Source organism: Fuchsiella alkaliacetigena (assembly GCF_023227765.1).
GTDB classification, from domain to species: domain Bacteria; phylum Bacillota; class Halanaerobiia; order Halobacteroidales; family Acetohalobiaceae; genus Fuchsiella; species Fuchsiella alkaliacetigena.
The window spans coordinates 1-19,588 of record NZ_JALKBZ010000025.1; the positions used below are offsets into that span (position 1 = coordinate 1).

Genomic DNA, 19,588 nt, shown 5'->3' on the forward strand with positions numbered 1-19,588 from the left:
TCTAATCCTTCGTAAACACTGCTATAATAAGTGTTTGCGTGGGGTCTGTTTACCTAGTAAGTGTCGAACTCGGGTTTAAAGAAAGAAGTCAATTAAGAGTCCTTGCTGAGCAAAGCCAAAGGGTGAGGTGAATCTTCCGGCTTGATTATATATATTGAAATTAGCCAGTTCAAAAAGACTATCTAGCTCTTCTTGTTCAGCTCTAGCTTCCATAAACTGAGAGGGGGGAGTCCTTAAGGCTTCTTCTGCTCTGAGCTCTGTTTGGGCAGCTAAGCCTATTCTACCTCCTATTTCTCTTTCTACAGTTTCTATATCTTCCTCTAAACTGCTAGTTAGTCTATCTTGATCTATGCTTAATCCTTCTTCTCTATCTACTTCAATACCTATATCTCTTAGTCTACTGCTGCTAAATTGAGCCGGGCCCATCAGCCTACTTCGTAGCTGGTCTAAGTCGCCATTAACTCTTTGGTCTTGAGTAAGTTCTAAAGCTTCATTAAAAGCACCTGCAAACTCTTCAATTCCAGTTTGAATAGCTTCAATATCGCTTTCAACTTCGATATCCGTAGTTCCTATATCTAAGGCTTCAATCTCTATCCTTTCATCATCAATTAAAATCTGGTCGCCTTGAACTTCAATTTCCTCTTCACTGAAATCACTGATTTCTACTTGAGTATCTTGGGCTTCTTGAATAGTTTCTAAGTTTAGTTCTTCGATTAATTCTCCTTCTATATCTTCAATAGTGAATTCCTGGGCAGTACCTACTTCAGCAGCGCTAAGTTGTAGCTGTACTTGATCATCTTCCACTTCAATTACCTCAGCAGTAATATCTAATTCGGCTGCTTCGATTTCTTCGGTAATCTGTTCTAGAGCGGCTTGCATTTCAGTATCAGCGTCTAAATTCACAGTGAATTCTTCTTCTATACCATCCTGTTCAATGCTAAAGGTAAACTCCTCTTCTTCCTCAATACCGAGGAATTCTCCTGCTGTTTCTTCGGCTTCAATAGCCGTTGAAAGCTCTTCCTGGGCAGTTGCTAGCTCTTCAACTTCCAAAGTGAACTCTCCCCGTACGGCTTCGGTGTCTACAGTTGCTTCGGCTATTTCAGGATCACTTACTTCAGCTGTTCTGGCTGCAAATACTGAATCTTCTAAAGCGGTGTCTGCGCTGGGAATAGTTAACTCAGCTGCTGTATCCCTTAGTTCACCAAAGGTAGTGCGAAAATCGCGAGCAAAATCAAGGGAATCGCTAATTGAAAGCCCACGCTGCTGTTGTGGTGCTTCAAAACTCATATTGGCTAAACGATTGCTAATATTAGCTTGAGTTATCTGTTGTAAAAGTTGTTGCTGGGATATATTTTGATTAAATAACGGGGATGGGTTTCCAGTTGAGCCTATGCCTTGTACCATAGTTATCCCCTCCTTTTGAAATTTCTTACTTATATTATAAAGTGTTTTTTGAAAAAAATCAATACAATATTGAATATATATAAAACCCGGCAGTTGAATTCAACTGCCGGGTTTGAGTAAAGAAAATTAAATTAGTAGTGGTAAAAGAGCAGGTCTATATAGGCCTGCTTTTACTTTCAAGTTTTTCACTCAAAGTCAACTAAAAGGTCTTCTAATTTTTCAGTATCGAAGTCCTTTTCTACTAATGGAGCCTCGTCTAGTTGAGGAAAACGGTCTTTAAAAATAGTCTTTTCCTGTTTATAGATAATTCCAATGGGAATTTTAGCTCCCCATTCTTCAGCTCGTTTTAGGGCAGTTGAATAGTCATAAGGATCGTAGTCGTCTTCTAGCTGATAGACTCTCTCTTGGTACCATTGTAGGGTGTTTACCTTATTAAAGGAAACACAGGGTTGAAGAATGTCTACTAGGGCATAACCAGGATGTTCTAGCGCTGCTTTAATCGTCTTCTTTAAGTGTTCGGTATCGCCGCTGAAGCTGCGGGCTACAAAGCTAGCCTCCATTGCTACTGCGAACTTAATTGGATTAAAGGGTTCAGCAGTCACCCCTTGCGGTTGAATAAGGGTGGAGGTATCGGCTTCACTAGTTGGCGAAGCCTGTCCTTTGGTTAAGCCGTAGACTTGATTATTGTGAACTAAATGGGCCAGATCCGGATTGCGACGGATATTGTGCAGTAGGTGGTTACCTCCTTCACCGTAGGTATCACCTTCGCCGGATTCGACAATGGTTTTTAGCTCAGGATTGGCGATTCTTTGACCGATAGCTGGGGGTAGGGCCCGACCATGCAGTCCATTAAAGCCATTAATTCGCAGGTGATGAGGCATTTTAGCTGCTTGACCGATCCCGGTAAACATTACTACCTCTGTTGGTTTGATCTCTAATTCGCTTAAGGCTTCGATTAAGCTTTTGCGAATAGCGAAATTGCCGCAGCCAGGACACCAGGCTGTTTCCTTATCTCCTTGGTATAGCTCTTTAATGCTCATTATTTAATCACCTCTTTTATAAATCGATTATAGATTTCAGTGCCAGTGAAAGGACGACCATCGTACTTTAAAATATTATGATGGCTAGTGAAATCGCTTTCGCTTTCCAATAGGCTGGCAAATTGAGCAGTGGAATTTCCCTCTACTACTACAATTTTAGTTCCGGGAGCATACTTATTCAACTTTTCAGTAGGAAAGGGCCAGACATAATTAAAGGACAGTAGTCCTACTGCATAGTCATCAGCAGCTAGTCTTTTTTGGGCTTCCAGAGCTGGCCCGTAAGTAGAACCCCAGCAGACTATTAGATAATCTATTTCATTTTCGCCGGCAAACTCAGGCTCTAATGATTCTTCTTTAGTTATGGTTTTCATTTTTTGAGCTCGTTTATCTACCATTTTAATTCTAGTTTCAGCATCTTCAATAATATTACCGAATTGATCGTGTTCATCACTATCGACTAGAACTACTTGATCCTCCAGCTGTCCAGGGTAGGCGCGCGGTGAGATACCATCTTCGGTTAGCTTATAGCGCTGATAGTTGTTAATATTTTCTGCTTCTTCTTCATTAATTAGCTTTCGTTGAATATCTAAAGCTCTATGACTGAATCTAATTACATTCATAGTTGAATCGGCCAAAAACTGATCGCTTAAGACTACCACTGGTAACTGATACTTATCGGCTAAATTGAAAGATCGGAAGGTTTGATAAAAGCAGTCTTCAACACTACGTGGGGTAGCTACGATTAACGGAAACTCTCCTTGTGAGGCGTTAATTACGAACTGCAAATCAGCCTGTTCAGTTCTAGTGGGCAGACCAGTAGCGGGCCCGGGTCGTTGCACTTCAGCAATTATTAAAGGCGTCTCGGTAATTCCAGCTAAGCCTAGTCCTTCACTCATTAAGGCAAAGCCACCTCCAGAAGTACCAGTCATAGCTCTGACTCCTGTGTAGGAGGCTCCTAAAGCCATATTAATAGCAGCAATTTCATCTTCAGCTTGTTCTACTACAATTCCTAGCTCCTCCTGTTTACTGGCTATATAGTTCATTACTCCAGTAGAAGGAGTCATCGGATAACCAGCATAAAACTTAACTCCTGCGGATATGGCTCCTAAACCGAGAGCTTGGTTACCGTTGATTAAGATCTGTCCTCCTTTATTTACGAAGGGTAAAGAAATTTTTTTCTCTACTTGTTCGTATCCTTTTCTCAAGGCCTGGAGATTAATATTTATAATCTTCTCGTTATCGAAGTACTCCTTTAATACCTCTTCAGTTGTTTTTAAGTATAGACCTAGTGCTTTTAATAAAGCACCAATAAATACTGTATTAGCTACTTTGGGATTTCCTAGTTCTTGAGCAATATCGCTTGCTGCTACAGAGAGCAGCTCTTTATTGTCGACTTCTACTTCTCCATCATAGATAATAATTCCCTCTTCTACTACTAAGTCACGATGTACTTTAATGCTTTCTTCGTTTAAAGCTATCAGTATATCCTCTTTTTGGGCGGGCCCGGTTAATCTTTCATCTCCAAAGCGGATACTCATAAAGTTATGTCCACCTCGTACTCGAGACATATAGTCTTTAGTAGAGTAGATATCATATCCCATTTCAAATAATGTTTTATTTAAAATATCTTCTACTGTTTTCAGGCCTTGTCCTGCTTCTCCTGCAATTACTACGTTTAAATCCATAATCTTACCTCCTTTTATTTTATAATTCTGTATCAATAAACATTTTCCTGTTAATATAATAATTTTTAGGTGCATTTTAACATAATTATGGATTTTTATAAAAAAATTCTACTTTTAAGTTATTGAATAGCGTCTTTTGTTGAGGAAAAGTTTATTTATTCGATTTGATTATAATAAATATAACAAAAAATAATAACTAGAAGGAGGAGAAATCAATTGAGTGCAGAATTAATTAGTTAGACTTATTTTTGAAATAAGTTTTACTTATACTAGGAGGGGTTAATTTATGAAAAAAGGAGTATTTTTGGTAGTTGTTTTACTGTCGATGTCGTTATTGTTGATGGCTTGTGGTACAGGGGGAGACTATCAGTACTATTCAGCCGAGGAATTAAAGGATAGTTTGGAGGGGGGAGAGTCTTTAATTTTATTAGATATTCAGGTTGAAGAGGAGTTTGAGGAGCACCATATAGAGGGGGCTATTCCTACTTATGCTTATCCAGCTCAGTCAGAGGAAGACTTAGCTAAGTTAGATTCAGTCTTGCCTGATCTTGAGTCCTCTCAAGACCCGATTATAGTTATCTGTCCTGGAGGCGGCGGCGGAGCTACTGGAACTATTGATTATTTAGTAGAGCAAGGAATTGCTGCAGACAGGATGTATATTTTAGAGGATGGACAGAGTGCTTGGCCTTATCCAGAACTATTAGCTAACTAGTTTGAGAATTAATTTTGAGTGTAGGCTTCCTCCCCTTAAAAGAAGAAAGCCTACACTCTATTTAATAGTTAGAGGAGGCAAAAAGTTGAAATTAGCACTACTTAGGTGTTTGCAGACTGAAGAGGTATGTAGTGGTCGTCACTGTTTGGAGTTTATAGATAATCGAGAAGGCTCTTTAGCAGATAGAGAAGAGGAGATTGAGTTTGTAGCGCTCAGCACCTGTGGAGGCTGTCCAGGCAAGACGGTCAAGGAAAGTGTAGAGAATATGGTAGAGGCGGGAGTAGATACTATAATCTTTTCTTCTTGTATTAAGCTAGGTACTCCCATTGGCTACGTCTGTCCTCACGTTGATAAGTTAAAAGCTAAGATAAAAGAAGTAGAGCAAAGCTTAGAGATTATTGACTGGACTCATCAGGAGACCTTTAATCAAATTATCTGGCATCGAATTAAAAGTTTTAATCTAGGCAATTTTTTAAATAGGGGAATGAGTATTTGATGAAATTAGGAATTATACGTTGTGCAAATAAAGAGGCTACTTGTGGAGCAATTTCTTGTTTGCAGGCTGTTAAGGATAGGACAGGAGACTTAACAGGAGTTAAGAAGGTTACTTTGTTTGGAGTGCTTACCTGTGGGGGCTGTCCGGGGAAGAAGATAGCTATTAGGGCCCGCAGAATGATTCAAGATGAAGGAGTAGATAAAGTTTGTTTAGCAGACTGTATTAGTAATCAGACAGATAACTGTCCTTGGAATAATAATATTTTAGACTCTGTAGAATCAGCGATCGGTAAGAAGAGGCTTATTTATTTGGATAGGTCAAAGGAGGAAATTTAAATTGAGTACAGAAGCTAAGGAGAAGCAAAATAATAAGGTATTGAAGTTAGTAGTGACAGGGGTAATAATTATTGTAATTGCTCTGTTGCTTAGATATATAGGGGTTCAGAAGTATATAAACTTAGATAATGTAAATAGACTTCAAAATTGGATTCAGGATTTCGGTATAGCTGCTCCAATTGTATATATTTTGATCTATATAGCAGCTTGTATTTTCTTTTTACCAGGTTTGCCTTTAGGAGTTTTAGCTGGGATTGCTTTTCCGCCTGTGGAGGCTGTGATTTATGCTTCCATAGCTTCTACATTAGGAGCTACTGCTGCTTTTTTAATTGGGCGTTATGCAGCGCGAGACTTAATTGAAGACTGGATTAAGGATAAGCAGCATTTAAATAGAATAGATCAAGGGGTTAAGGATAATGGTTGGCGAATGTTGATGATTACCCGCTTAATACCTATTTTTCCTTTTAACTTACAGAACTATGCTTATGGATTAACAGATATTAAGTTAAGTACTTACTTTTTTGTTTCTTGGGGTTGTATGTTGCCGGGAACTATAGCCTATGTTTTATCAGCTTCTGCCCTGGCTCAAGGTGATGGAAATATAGGTCGTACCTTTATGTATTTAGCTATCGCTGGAGTTTTTTTTGTAATAATTTCTTTAATTCCTAAGTGGTTAGAAAAAAGCCATGGTGAGATAATTAATGAAATCAAGTAAGTTAAAAGCCTCCTTTATTTCAAAACAAAGGAGGCTTTCTTATTGCAAAAAAACTATATTCTTTAGCTAATGGTTTATAGATAAAGCTTTAGTTTGGATTGAAGAAGTCCCAGAACCTATCTCTAATCCGGTCAGTTCTACTTTCGAGCTGTTTTTGCAGCTCGTCTTCAGGCATATGCTTAGTACATATTTCTTCAGGTTTCTTTTCATAAATGTAATTACCTTCTTCATCTTCTAGGGGTACTTTAGTTTCTGGGTCGACCTTTCTAATAGGAACTCCATCTCTATCTACTCTGATTCCAGTCTCTTCTTGATAGGTATAGACCTCTACTTCATCCTCGGGACAGTGTTCAGTGGCTAAAAGACCAGATTCAGTGTTAACTTCAACCTCTATAGTAGGTTGATGGAGAGTACATTCTTCTGTAGGTTCTGTTCCTTCAATAAATACTTCTTCTTCAATTGTATGTTCAGGACAGTAGTCGCCAGGTAGCTTTCCGCTTTTATTACAGATCTGTTTAGTAATTATATTATCGGGTCTGGAGAACTCTTCTACAGATCTATCACTAGTTATTTTTTCCATATATTCTCCCCATAAACGAGAAGCATGGGAACTGGAGATAACTTCTGTCCTTGGATTTCCATCATCATCCTTAAGAACTTCGCCGTCACTGTCTTTAAGCTTATATTCCATTTTTCTAGGGCTATCCTCACCAATCCAGAGACTGGTAACTAGATCTGGAGTATAACCTACAAACCAAGCATCGGCATTATTAGAAGAAGTTCCGGTTTTACCAGCGGCTGGCCTGCCAAAGTTAGCCCGCCAACCGGTACCCCACATGTCGGGACCACGGTCCAAATCAGCTCCCCGACTAATAGCCGATCTCAACATGTCAGTTACCATATAACTAGTTTCTTCTTCGAAGATAATTTCCTGTTTAGTTTTATTTTCTACTAATACATTGCCGTTGCTATCTTCAACTTTAGTAATAGCTATAGGCTCGGTTCTAATACCTTGGTTAGCTAAAACTCCATAAGCACTGGCCATACTTAAAGGCGTAGTGCCGCGAGTAATTCCACCTAAGGATAGAGCTAAATTTCTATCGTTTCTATCTCCTTCCCTAACTAAACTTTCAATTCCCATACTTCTAGCAGTTTGGAAGGTATTATCAATTCCTACCTCATCTAATAGTTTAACGGCCATGACATTAACAGATCTAGCTAGGCCTACTCTTAAAGTGGTGGGCCCTAGATATTCGTCATTATAGTTTCTAGGAGTCCAAGTTCTTTCATTATTATCCACCGTATAAGTTTTAGGAGTATCATCGATTATAGAGCCTGGCGAATAACCCTGGTTAATGGCTGTAGCGTAGACAAAGGGTTTAAAGGCTGAACCAGGCTGTCGATGAGCTTGGGTAACTCGATTATATTGATCCTCACCTCGACCGCCGATCATAGTTTTAATATGCCCGCTTTGAGCTTCAATGGTAGTTACTGCAATTTGAGGCTGTATATCTCCCATTCCTTCACTTCTATCTTCGGAAGGAATATAGCTTTCTAAAGCTTCGTTAACAATCTTTTCAGCTTGCTGTTGCATTTCATAATCTAGAGTGGTATAAACTTGTAATCCTTCGTTATATACTGCTTGAGCTCCGAATTTAGAGATTAACTGATCTCTAACATGGCGCACAAAATAAGGAGCAACCTCTTCGATTTCTTCAACTCCTCTTTCAGTTTCAACAGGTGCTTCTTTGGCTGCTTCAGCTTCGTCAGCGCTAATAAAGCCGTAGTTTTCCATCTGGCTTAAAACTATATTTCTTCTTCTTTTAGCAGCCTCGGGATTATTATAAGGCGAATAGTAATTAGGGGCCCTAGGTAGTCCGGCTAATAAGGCACTTTCAGCTAAGGATAAGTCCTCTATATCTTTATCGAAATAATATCTAGCAGCAGTACGTACTCCATAAACATCGTGTCCTAAGTAAATTTCATTTAAGTAGAACTCTAGTATTTCGTTTTTAGTATACTTTCTTTCAAATTGAATAGCCAAATAGGCTTCTTGAATCTTACGATAAAAGGTCTGATCTAAGGTAAGCATAGCGTTTCTAGCTAACTGTTGAGTAATAGTACTTCCGCCTTGAGCAATCCTTCTTTCAATTATATCCACCCAGAGTGCTCTTCCAATAGCTCGTAAATCTATACCGTAATGTTCGTAAAAACGAATATCTTCAGTAGAAATAATAGCTTGTTGTAGACTATTGGGGATTTCATCTATAGAAGCATAGACTCTATTTTGCTGATAAAGTCTTGATAGCACTTCACCATCAGCAGAGTATATTTTTGTATTTCCAGTAGGTTGTAAGTGACCGTAATCGGATATATCGGGAGTACCTCTTAAAATCCAGGCAGTAGCCCCTATTAGGGCCCCGGATAAAACAGCAATTAACAGAATAACGGAAACTAGTATAAATTTTAGTCTTCGGGAATTATTGCTATTCATACAAATCCTCCTTTGAAATTCTAACTTAGCTATATTATATACTACACTTAAATACTATTTATACATTATATAAATCAAATAATCAAGATATAAGTTAAACAATCAAGCTGTTTTTTATCCATAATCATTATAACATAAAATTAGTGAGATATATAGTCATATTAGGAATTTGGCGAGATGATTTATTGATGTTTGATTATGGTTGTGTTATAATATTATAGCATATTTAGTGAAGATAATACTATTAAGATTAATGCTATAGTAAAGACTTTGAATTTAGGAGGAAAAACTATGGATATAGAAATTGAAGAAGAGCTGAAAGTTATTAAGCGCGGAGTTGAGGAATTAATTTCTGAAGAAGAGTTAATAGAAAAGCTAAAAAAAGATAGACCTTTAAGGGTTAAGTTAGGCTTAGATCCTTCTGCACCGGATATTCATTTAGGACATACTGTAGTCTTACAAAAATTAAAGCAGTTTCAGGACTTAGGTCATCAAGTAGTTTTGCTGATTGGAGATTTTACTGGCCGAATAGGCGATCCCACTGGTAGGTCTGAAGCTCGGGAGCAGTTGAGTGAAGAAGAGATTTTAGAGAATGCTAAGACCTATAAAGAACAGATCTTTAAGGTTTTGGATGCAGATAAAACTGAAGTGGTATTTAATAGTGATTGGCTAAAGGAGATGAACTTTGCGGAGGTGATCGAGCTAGCTGCGAATTATACAGTAGCTAGGATGTTAGAAAGAGATGATTTTGCTAAGAGATATCAAAATAATAAGCCAATTAGTATTCATGAATTCTTTTATCCCTTAATGCAAGGTTACGATTCGGTAGCTATTGAAGCCGATGTGGAGCTAGGTGGAACTGATCAGAAGTTTAACTTATTAGTTGGTCGCCGCTTACAAAAGGAAGCTGGGCAGGAGTCACAGGTGATTATGACTATGCCTATTTTGGAAGGCTTAGACGGTGAAAATAAGATGAGTAAGAGTTTGGATAATTACGTAGGGGTTACCGATAAGCCTAGTGAAATGTACGGTAAGCTGATGTCTATTCCTGATAAATTATTAGTTCGCTACTTTAAGCTACTAACCGATGTATCTTTAGCAGAGTTAGCAGAGATTGAGAGCGGTTTAGAAAGTGGAGAACTACACCCGATGGATGTTAAAAAGCGCTTAGCTACAACTATAGTAACTAAGTATTATGATGGAGAGCAAGCTCAACAGGCAGCTCAAGAGTTTGAAAATGTATTTAAAAAAGGAGAACTACCCGATGATATTCCTGAAATAGAGCTTTCGGAGGACGATTTAGAAGATGGTGAACTATGGATTGTGAAGCTAGTAGCTGCTACCGGTTTAGTCGATAGTAATAGTCAGGCGCGGAGAATGATTAAGCAGGGAGCGGTAAGTATTGATGATCAAAAATATGAACAGATAAATGAAGATATTGCTGTCACAGATGGAATGATAATTCAAATAGGCAAGAGGCGCTTTGCAAAAATAGTTTTAAATTAAATATTCTTTGCACATAATCACCTGCTAATGCATAAAATATTAGGAGGTGATTTTTTTGTTGAATATCTCCTTTAAAAAAGTTATAATTGTAGCTTTGTTAGTAATTATACTGCTGACTTGGTTAACAGTTTTTTTAATAGAGACTAAACTGCGACCTGCTTTGCGAGAGATATCTAAGGTTAAGGTTAATAATTTAGCTAGTATGAGGATCAATCAGGCTGTGCATACTGTTTCTGCTGAATTCGATTATAATGAATTAATAACTATTGAGACCGATGAACATGGAAATGTTACCTATATTCAACCGGATGTAAATCGGATTAACGATGTTTCTTCTACGGTTACCTTAGAAATTCAAAATTACTTAAGAAAGATGAGACATCAGCCGGTTGCTTTACCAGTTGCTCAGATTTTTGGAATTGAGGTTTTAGCTAGGCATTCACCTGAGCTGGTTGCTGAACTAATTCCCTATGCTTCGGTAGATACTAAGATTATTGATTATTTTCAGTCAGCGGGAATTAATCAAACTAGACATAGAGTTGATTTAGATGTAACTACTAGAGTTAGAGTGATAATTCCTTTTTTGAGTGATGATATTCAAGTTCATACTACTGTTCCTTTGACCGAAGCAGTTATAGTAGGTGAAGTGCCGGAGGTTTATGTTGGTTTAGAAGAAGGTGTGCTCAGCAAAATAGAATAAAAGAAATAAGGACTATGTAGTGCTTTAGCTACATAGTTTTTTTCTTTTTGGAATTCTTTTTCTGTTTATAAATTAAGACTTCAGGATATAATAACAGATACAATATGGTTATAGATTCAGCTTTGGAGGTAATTATATGCAGTACAAAGGATATGAAATTCTGAATTTACCGGTGATCAATCTAAAAAATACTGAGAAGATAGGTGTTGTGGAAGATATAGTTTTTGATCCCGAAAAACAACAGATTATAGGTTTAGTATTAACTGGTAAGGGATGGCTAAAAGAAGAGCAAGTTATTCCTTATCAAAAGATCAACAGTATAGGTCGGGATGCTGTTACAATTAAGGATGAAACAGTTATTGAGGAGTTAGATGGAGAAGTAGAACATTTAGACGGTAGTTCTGGTAAGGTGATGGGCTCTACGGTTTTAACTAATCAAGGTCAGGATTTGGGAGTTATTGACGATATATTTTTAAATCCGAGTACTGGTCGGATTAATGGTTATGAGATTAGTGATGGAGTAGTAGAAGATATTATTAATGGTCGGGGAATTTTAAGTGCTTCAAATGAATTTAAGTATGGAGACGATGTAGTAGTAGTTCCAGATGTAGCTAACTATCAACAATTTGAAATGAAGGAGGATTAATTAATGAACTTTTTTAACAGAAGATTTTGGGAAGGAATGTTAGTCGGTGGTTTAACCAGTGCTTTGATTATGACTGTTATGGAAAAGGAAGACTCTGTAATGTCCAAAGGAGTAGAAAGCTTTACTAATTATTTGCAAAAAATGAACGATAAAATGGAAGAGTCTACTGTATTGGATAAGAAAAGAGATGATAACTCGGTAACTTTAACTAATTCTAAAGCAGAACAGCAAAAAGAAACTGATAATGAAATAGGAGCAGAGATGGATTCAGGTATTGAAAAGCAGATGGAGATAATCCAAGAACATCTGGATAATTTAGATAATGATGAAAAATCTCATTAATTAAGGACTGATTAATCCTGACAGATGCTAAGCAGAGAAGAAAATACTTTTTGCTATTAGTTTTAATAGCTGTTATTTACTTTTTGTATTTAGTGAGAAGGGTTCTATTACCCTTTATTTTAGCTGTAGTAATTGTTTACTTAATAGAACCCTTTATTGATTGGCTGGTAAATAGAGGGCTAAAACGAAGTTGGGCCTTAATTTTAATCTTTCTTTTGGTGAGTGGGGGAGTTTTACTGACTAGCTTATTGATAGCTCCTTTGTTGGTAGAGGAGTTAAATGCTTTAGCTGGTCGGCTTCCTCAGTACGTTAGCAAGATCCAGAGTTTTATTGAAGACTTAAACCAAAGCTACGAAAGAATTGCTTTACCGCCTACAATTAAATCAGTTTTTGATAATATGATTAACAGAATTGAGATGGTTACCTTAAGATTTGTGGAGCGAACTACGGAAGTGATCTTGTTATCCTTGTCTAGAATACTCAGTTTGGTTTTAGCTCCGATTCTAGCCTTTTATATCCTCAAGGATATTGAAAGTATTAAGGACAGTCTGTGGTCTTTAATTCCTAAAAAGCAGCGGCAGGAGACTAAAACTCTTTTGAAAAAGATCGACCGGGTACTTTTGGACTATTTAAAAGGACAGCTATTGGTTTCAGCTTTAATTGGTCTGCTGTCGGTGTTAGGATTATACTTTTTAAGGATTAGGTTTAATATAATTATCGGTATTTTTGCAGGGATAATGAATATTATTCCTTATTTAGGACCAATTATGGGTACTATTCCGGCGGTTATTATAGCTTCTTTTGATTCGTTTAAACTAGTTATTGCAGTAGTAGTCTTTTTTGTCTTGATTCAACAGCTGGAAAGCAGCTTAATATCGCCGAAAATAGTAGGTGATAGAGTAGGTTTGCATCCAACTTTAATTATCTTTTCTCTGTTGGCTGGAGGAGAGTTGTTGGGAGTAATAGGAATGTTTGTAGCTGTCCCTATAGGAGCAGTGGTTAAGGTGCTTATAGATCACTTAATTAGTAGGCTGGTTTAGTTGACAAGATAGCTCTTTTCTAGTATTATATAAATTAAGTTATTTGTGGTATTATGCTGTAATTTAGAGAGCCTTTTTTTCATTGAAAGGGGAGAGTTTACTTATGGTTTTGACTGGTGATGAAGTTAGACAGAAATTTTTAGATTTTTTTGAAAGCAAAGGACACTTAGTTTTGCCAAGTGCGCCTTTAGTACCTAAAGATGATCCTACTTTGTTATGGATTAATGCTGGAATGGCTCCTTTTAAGGATTATTTTGATGGACGAGCTACTCCTCCGCGTACTAGAATAGCTACTTCACAAAAGTGTATTCGAACTAACGATATAGAGAATGTAGGCCGCACGGCTAGACATCATACATTTTTTGAAATGTTAGGTAACTTTTCTTTTGGAGATTACTTTAAAGAAGAGGCTATTAAGTGGGCTTATGAGTTTTTAGTGGGCGAAATGGACTTAGATCCACAACGCTTTTGGATTTCTATTTATAAAGATGATGATCAGGCCTTTGATATTTGGGCTAATCAGATTGGAATTCCTGCCGAAAGAATTGTTAGGTGGGATAAAGATGAAAACTTTTGGGAGATTGGTACCGGGCCCTGTGGACCTTGCTCGGAGATTCATTATGATATGGGAGTTGAATTTGGTTGTAGTGATGATTGTCAGTTTGGTTGTGAGTGTGATCGTTATAAAGAGGTTTGGAATCTAGTCTTTACTCAGTATAACTTAACTGAAGCTGGAGAGTACAAGCCTTTACCTGATAAGAATATAGATACTGGGCTGGGTTTGGAAAGATTAACCTCTATTTTACAAGGAGTCGAGAGTAATTTTGAAACCGATTTCTTTATGCCAATTATTGAAGCTATTGAAGAGCATAGCCAGCATGAATACCAAAGTAGTGAAGAGGCTAAGATGGCCTATCGGGTGATTGCAGACCATATTCGCAGTATCACCCTAGCTATTGGTGATGGGGTTTTGCCTGCTAATGAAGGTAGAGGTTATGTGATTAGGCGAATTTTAAGAAGAGCAGTTAGGTATGCCGGAGTATTGGAGCTGGAAAGTCCATTTTTACATAAGCTAGTTTCGGTAGTAGTACGAATTATGGGTGAAGTTTATACTGAAATTAAACAGAAAGAAGAACAGATTAAGAAAGTAGTTGAACAGGAAGAGCTGCGCTTTCAAGAAACTTTGGAGCAGGGGATGAATATTTTAGAAGAATTAATTCAGGGTTTGGAAGAGACAGATGAGCAGACTATTTCTGGTTCAGAGGTATTTACTCTCTATGATACTTATGGTTTTCCTAAGGAATTAACGGCAGAGATTGCTGAAGAAAAAGGTTATCAGATAGATGAAGCCGGTTTCGAAGAAGCTATGGCTAAGCAGCAGGCGCGGGCCCGAGCAGCTCGAGAAGAACATCAACAAGGACATGTTGAAGCTGAATTATTTAAGCAGCTAAGAGAAGAAATAACTGAACCCGAATTTGTAGGTTATAGAAACACCGAAGCTGAGGCTGAAGTTTTAAAAATAGTAATGGAGCAAGAGGAGGTAACTAGCTTAGCTGCTGGTGATGAAGCTTGGGTGATTTTAGATAGAACTCCTTTTTATGCTGAGAGTGGAGGTCAGGTAGGAGACCAAGGAGTTCTTTTAGGCTCTGATTTGACAGCTACTGTAGTAGATACCCAGTATAAAGCGGAATTAATAGCTCATCAGGTAGTAGTTGAAGCTGGTAAGTTGGAGTTAGGTGCTCAAATAACTGCTCAAGTGAGAGCTCCTCAACGTCAACATATTAAGCGTAATCACACTGCCACTCATCTCTTGCATAATGCTTTAAGAAATGTATTAGGAGAGCATGTGGAGCAGTCTGGTTCTTTAGTAGAAGCTGAGCGATTGCGTTTTGACTTTACTCATTTTGAATCGCTCAGCAGTGAAGAATTAGAGGCTATAGAAAAAGAGGTAAACTATCAGATTAGGGAAAATTTAGAGTTACAAGTATTAGAGACTACCTTAGAAGAGGCTGAAGAATTAGGAGCAGTAGCTCTCTTTGATAATAGCTATGGTAATCAGGTACGGGTAGTTAAAGCCGGTGATTATAGTGTAGAACTCTGTGGAGGAACTCATGTAGATGCTACAGGAGAAATTAGTCTATTTAAGATAATAAATGAAGGGGGTATTGCTGCTGGCGTACGCCGGATTGAAGCGGTGACTGGAAAATATGCTTTAAAACGTATAAATCATCAAGAAGAGTTGTTAAAAGAAGCAGCTAGCAAACTAAAGGCCGAACCGGAACAGATAGTAGCCAAGGTAGATAAGGTGCAGGAGCAAGTTAAAGAATTAGAAAAGCAAATAACGGCTCTTAAAGATAAGTTAGCTAGTACTCAAGCTGGGGAGTTGCTTACTAATCAAGAGGAGATTAACGGAATTAATTTAGTGATGGAGCAAGTTGAAGGCTTAGATGCTGAAGCACTGAGGAGTATGGGAGATAGCATCAAGTCCAAACTGGATTCAGGAGTTATTGTCCTAGCTTCTGATTTGGATAATAAGGTATTGTTAGTAGCTATGGTAACTGATGATTTAGTTGAAAAAGGATTTAATGCTGGTCAAATTGTAGGTCAAGTTGCTGAAGTAGTAGGCGGTGGCGGCGGTGGTCGCCCAGATATGGCTCAGGCTGGCGGAAGTCAACCGGAGAAGCTGGATGTTGCTTTTGAAGAGGTTAGAAAGATAATTAAAGCTAGCTAGTTTTTTAGTAGGATAAATGAAACTGAGGGTGGGGTTAATGATGAGTAGAAATGATGAGACGATGATGTTTAGAGTAGAGCAAGAAGAGCGGAGAGAAGTTGCTACTGTATTAGCTGAAGTACATAAAGCTTTAGCAGAAAAAGGTTATAATCCTATTAACCAGATTGTTGGTTATATACTATCTGGGGATCCTGCTTATATTACTAGTCATCAGGATGCTAGAAGTAAGATTAGAAAGTTTGAAAGAGATGAATTAATTGAAGAGTTAGTTAAAAGTTACTTGGAAAAGGAAGAGTTAGTTGATAATTAATTATGGAGTGGATAATTAGTGAAGAGGCTATTTTGTTTATTAATTTTAAGCTGTTTACTATTTCTTCTTGCAGTACCGATTGCGGCCCAAGAAAACAATAGGGATCTGGTAATATTTACTATAGATCGGGTCAGTTTAAACCAGATACAGGCAGCAGAAACTCCTAATTTGGATCTGCTAATGGAAGAAGGTGCTTTAGGATTGATGAATACTCGCACTGCTGGAGGTTTAACTTCTCCTAATGCTTACTTAACTATTGGAGCTGGACAGAGAGCGGTAGCCGGAGGAGCTGGTAATTATAGCTTCAATATCGATCTGGATTGGCAAGGTCGATCGGTAAAAGAGCTGTACAGAGCTAAAACTGCTAATCAGCCTGAGGAAGCTGAAGTAGTTAATATCAGGTTAGCAGAGTTAATTCAGCAGAATCAGAGAAGTGATTACCAGGCTCAACCTGGTTTTTTAGGGGACCAGCTCCAGGAAGCAGATAAAAAAATAGCTGTTATTGGCAATAGCGATTACTTAGATAAAAGTACTGAGTATAACTTAGGTAGAGAGGCAGCTTTATTAGGAATGGATAGCCAAGGAAAAATTGCTTTAGGGGATATTGGTCAGCAAACTGTGCTGAATACTGACCAATATCCCTTTATTTTTTTGACTGACCATAGTTATCTATTGAGCAAGTTTAAGGAGTATCGCTCTCAAGCGGAGTTAATTATAGTTGAGTCTGGAGATACGGCCCGAGCAGACACTCTTTATGGCAGCTACTCTCCAGAGGAGTTTAACAGTTTTAAGCTACAAAGCTTGGAAAGGGTTGATAATTTATTAGGAAAGTTATTGGCAGAATTAGATTTGGAACAAGAGAGGATAATGGTACTTACTCCTACTCCAGCAGCTGAAGCTAGAAGAGAGGGCCAGAATTTGGTTCCCGTTATTTTAGCTGGCTCAGAAATAGAGTCTGGTTTATTAACAACTAGTACTATTAGGAGAACAGGACTGATTAGCAATTTAGACATAACTCCTGTTATTTTAGATTTATTGGGGTTAAGTCAGCAATCAGTCCAGGATTCTATACATATTTCAAGCAGCGCTTCTCCTTTAGTCGAGCTTCAGGATTTGGAAGAACAGATTAAAAAGACTTTTTCTTGGCGCCCCATACTGATTAAAAGCTTTATTTTAAGCCAAATAGTTGTTTTAATATTAGCGGTTTTGTTAGTTATATTTAAGCCTCAATCTTTATTATTTTTATTTAATTTCGTAGAACATTTGCTTTTGATTTTATTAATTATTCCTTTCTTTTTTCTCTTTTCTTCTTTCTTTTTAGGGATTAATCTGTATCTAGCAATAGCTGTTTTTTTAGTATTGAGTTTGATAATTGCTTATCTGTTGAAGAGATTAGAGTTTGATAATTTAGATCCCTTATTAATAACTGCTAGTTTAATTTCCTGCTTATTAATTATTGATCTTTGGACAGGAGCTAGGCTGATTAGGAGTTCGGTGTTGGGTTATTCACCGATAATTGGAGCTAGATTTTACGGCTTAGGTAATGAATTTATGGGAATGTTGATTGGAGCTGTGTTGATAGGAAGTACAGGCCTTATAGATAGATTTCCAGCTTTACAAAAGTATAGCAAGTATATTTTAGGGAGTAGCTTTTTTTTAGTAGCCTTTACTATAGGCCATCCTAGACTAGGAGCTAATTTCGGAGGGCTAATAACTTCTGTGTTAGCTTTTGTATTTACTTATTTATTGATTATAGATTATAGCTTTAATTTAAAGTCAGTTATTAAGGCCTTAGTGATTATATCTTTGGGAATTGTCGGGGTTATATTAGCTGATTTGTTGCTTCCTACTACAGAAACTACTCATATAGGCCAGACTGTTTTATTAATGAAAAATGAGGGTTTTAAAGAGGTATTCAATATTCTTTCTAGAAAATTAAGTATGAATTTAAAGTTATTAAGATGGACTATTTGGACTCAGGTAGTAGTAGCTTTTATAGTAATTTTAGCATTTTTATTTAAGTATCCTTTAGGAATAGTAAAAAATTTAATCCAGGACTATCCCTATTTATGTTATGGTTTTAGTGGGGTAATCTGGGGGAGTGTGGTAGCTATGCTGGTTAATGATTCGGGGATAGTGGCTACAGCTACTTTGTTGTTATTTCCAGTGCTTAGCTTTGTTTATTTAGTTATGCAAAGGATTGATTTAGCGAATTAAGAGAGGAGTGGATAATGCGAACTTTAGGTTTGGACTTGGGAGAACAAAGGATTGGAGTGGCCGTTAGTGATGCTTTAGGCTGGACTGCTCAAGGAGAAAGAGTGATTGAAAATACTTCTTGGGAGCAGGTAGTGGCTGAACTTAAGTCTATAATTGTCGAAAAAGAGGTAGGAAAGGTTGTAGTAGGTTTGCCTAAGAACATGAATGGTAGCTTAGGACCTAGAGCTGAAAAGACTTTGGAATTTGTGGCTAGGTTAAAGGAAGAGCTAGAACTGCCAGTTATTACTTGGGATGAAAGACTGTCTACTTTAGCAGCCCAAAGAACTTTGTTAGCAGCAGATGTGAGTAGAAAGAAAAGGAAACAGGTGATAGATAAAATGGCAGCAGTGATTATTTTGCAGAATTACTTAGACAGCCAATAAGCTTTAGAAAGGGTGATGGAGGATGTCAAAAGAAGGTAAAATTACTAAGCTTGATTTGGAAGCAGGTGTTTTAGTATTAGAGAATGCCCAAGGTAAAGTGATTGAGTTTTCTATTGAAGAGGAACTGGAAATTGAAGATGATAAATACTTTATATCTGTGGAAAAAGAAGCAGAAGAGGTGGCTGAAGGTTATGCTTTTAGATTGGATAAAGATGAAGCGGGAGTGGAGGTTTTAGTACCAGTAGTAGATGAAGAAGAATTAGATAAAATTCAAGCTGAAATAGAGGCTCTTCGTCAAAATTAGCCTTTAAAAGTATAAAGCCCCAAGAAAATGGAGATACTAGTAGTAAATCCAAGGCAAGGGGGGCTTTATATGTTATTAAGAGAATGTTTTTTAGAAGATCGATACTTTAGGATTGAAAGTACAACTCATGCTCTGCAACGGATGAAGGAACGAGGTATTGAAAGTACTTTGGTAACTGGGATTATTCTCAGTCTAGAAGATAAGCTGTTGGAATATAATAATTCTGGTAAGGAAATAGCGATTTTAGACCAACAGAATAATTTGGCTGTTATAATTGAAGTTCGACAGGGGAAGGCAGTAGTGATCACAGTAATTGACAGGGCTAATATACATATTAAGGATGGTACTTTATTAGAAGAGATAGCTGAAGAAATAGCTTAAGAAAAGTTTAACTTGCAGATTTGCAGATTGGTTATCGGAATTTCGATAACCATCTGCTTTTTTATATTTGATTTGCTAAATTAAAAGTAATTGTTTATAATTAAGTAA

General features: G+C 37.4%; 19 protein-coding genes. 15 read left to right on the top strand and 4 right to left on the bottom strand.

Translation table 11 applies throughout. The annotated features are described in order from the left end of the window. Window positions 1–75: 75 nt before the first annotated feature. The 3 genes from MWH30_RS08355 to MWH30_RS08365 form a co-directional block, all read right to left on the bottom strand. On the bottom strand, window positions 76–1,404 hold the full coding sequence (locus MWH30_RS08355; protein ID WP_248663618.1) for a flagellar cap protein FliD N-terminal domain-containing protein: 1,329 nt from the start codon (window positions 1,402–1,404) through the stop codon (window positions 76–78). 185 nt (window positions 1,405–1,589) lie between these two features. Continuing rightward, complete coding sequence (locus MWH30_RS08360) at window positions 1,590–2,444, bottom strand: thiamine pyrophosphate-dependent enzyme (RefSeq protein ID WP_248663619.1); 855 nt, start codon at window positions 2,442–2,444, stop codon at window positions 1,590–1,592. Beyond that, window positions 2,444–4,129 carry a 2-oxoacid:acceptor oxidoreductase subunit alpha gene (locus MWH30_RS08365; RefSeq protein WP_248663620.1) on the bottom strand — a complete coding sequence of 562 codons (1,686 nt, stop codon included), beginning with the start codon at window positions 4,127–4,129 and terminating at the stop codon, window positions 2,444–2,446. Before MWH30_RS08365 ends, MWH30_RS08360 begins: the two co-directional genes overlap by 1 nt. A 286-nt stretch (window positions 4,130–4,415) precedes the next feature. On the opposite strand from MWH30_RS08365, the gene MWH30_RS08370 reads away from it, so the two are divergent. From MWH30_RS08370 to MWH30_RS08385, 4 genes are all read left to right on the top strand, one after another. After that, window positions 4,416–4,841 (top strand): rhodanese-like domain-containing protein, encoded by a 426-nt coding sequence (locus tag MWH30_RS08370; protein WP_248663621.1) that lies wholly within the window; start codon window positions 4,416–4,418, stop codon window positions 4,839–4,841. A gap of 85 nt (window positions 4,842–4,926) precedes the next feature. Continuing rightward, a complete protein-coding gene (locus MWH30_RS08375; protein WP_248663622.1) occupies window positions 4,927–5,337 on the top strand; it encodes a CGGC domain-containing protein in 411 nt (136 codons plus the stop codon). Further along, a complete protein-coding gene (locus MWH30_RS08380; protein WP_248663623.1) occupies window positions 5,337–5,672 on the top strand; it encodes a CGGC domain-containing protein in 336 nt (111 codons plus the stop codon). Before MWH30_RS08375 ends, MWH30_RS08380 begins: the two co-directional genes overlap by 1 nt. 1 nt (window position 5,673) lies before the next feature. After that, a complete protein-coding gene (locus MWH30_RS08385; protein WP_248663624.1) occupies window positions 5,674–6,387 on the top strand; it encodes a TVP38/TMEM64 family protein in 714 nt (237 codons plus the stop codon). A gap of 88 nt (window positions 6,388–6,475) precedes the next feature. On the opposite strand, the gene MWH30_RS08390 is transcribed toward MWH30_RS08385, so the two are convergent. Continuing rightward, complete coding sequence (locus tag MWH30_RS08390; RefSeq protein ID WP_248663625.1) at window positions 6,476–8,881, bottom strand: transglycosylase domain-containing protein; 2,406 nt, start codon at window positions 8,879–8,881, stop codon at window positions 6,476–6,478. Window positions 8,882–9,172: 291 nt separating this feature from the next. Here MWH30_RS08390 and tyrS point away from each other — a divergent pair, with 291 nt between their 5' ends. From tyrS to MWH30_RS08445, 11 genes are all read left to right on the top strand, one after another. Beyond that, the gene (tyrS, locus tag MWH30_RS08395; RefSeq protein WP_282706261.1) at window positions 9,173–10,387 is read left to right on the top strand and encodes a tyrosine--tRNA ligase; all 1,215 of its coding nucleotides are present in this window, start codon (window positions 9,173–9,175) and stop codon (window positions 10,385–10,387) included. Window positions 10,388–10,445: 58 nt separating this feature from the next. Then, complete coding sequence (gene yunB / locus MWH30_RS08400; protein ID WP_248663626.1) at window positions 10,446–11,087, top strand: sporulation protein YunB; 642 nt, start codon at window positions 10,446–10,448, stop codon at window positions 11,085–11,087. Window positions 11,088–11,223: 136 nt separating this feature from the next. Further along, entirely contained in the window at window positions 11,224–11,733 is a 510-nt protein-coding gene (locus MWH30_RS08405) for a PRC-barrel domain-containing protein (protein WP_248663627.1), read from the top strand. Between the two features lie 3 nt (window positions 11,734–11,736). After that, window positions 11,737–12,075, top strand: a complete 339-nt coding sequence (locus MWH30_RS08410) for a hypothetical protein (RefSeq protein WP_248663628.1) — start codon at window positions 11,737–11,739, stop codon at window positions 12,073–12,075. 50 nt (window positions 12,076–12,125) lie between these two features. Beyond that, a complete protein-coding gene (locus tag MWH30_RS08415) occupies window positions 12,126–13,115 on the top strand; it encodes an AI-2E family transporter (protein WP_248663629.1) in 990 nt (329 codons plus the stop codon). A gap of 103 nt (window positions 13,116–13,218) precedes the next feature. Beyond that, window positions 13,219–15,846, top strand: coding sequence for an alanine--tRNA ligase (gene alaS, locus MWH30_RS08420; protein WP_248663630.1), 2,628 nt, complete (start codon window positions 13,219–13,221; stop codon window positions 15,844–15,846). A gap of 40 nt (window positions 15,847–15,886) precedes the next feature. Further along, window positions 15,887–16,156 (top strand): IreB family regulatory phosphoprotein, encoded by a 270-nt coding sequence (locus MWH30_RS08425; RefSeq protein WP_248663631.1) that lies wholly within the window; start codon window positions 15,887–15,889, stop codon window positions 16,154–16,156. An 18-nt stretch (window positions 16,157–16,174) separates the two neighbouring features. Next, a complete protein-coding gene (locus MWH30_RS08430) occupies window positions 16,175–18,373 on the top strand; it encodes an alkaline phosphatase family protein (RefSeq protein ID WP_248663632.1) in 2,199 nt (732 codons plus the stop codon). Between the two features lie 14 nt (window positions 18,374–18,387). Beyond that, a complete protein-coding gene (ruvX, locus tag MWH30_RS08435) occupies window positions 18,388–18,795 on the top strand; it encodes a Holliday junction resolvase RuvX (protein WP_248663633.1) in 408 nt (135 codons plus the stop codon). 22 nt (window positions 18,796–18,817) lie between these two features. Continuing rightward, on the top strand, window positions 18,818–19,099 hold the full coding sequence (locus MWH30_RS08440) for a DUF1292 domain-containing protein (protein WP_248663634.1): 282 nt from the start codon (window positions 18,818–18,820) through the stop codon (window positions 19,097–19,099). A gap of 69 nt (window positions 19,100–19,168) precedes the next feature. After that, window positions 19,169–19,480: a DUF4258 domain-containing protein gene (locus tag MWH30_RS08445; RefSeq protein WP_248663635.1), complete on the top strand. Its 312-nt coding sequence runs from the start codon at window positions 19,169–19,171 to the stop codon at window positions 19,478–19,480. The last annotated feature ends 108 nt before the right edge of the window (window positions 19,481–19,588 follow it).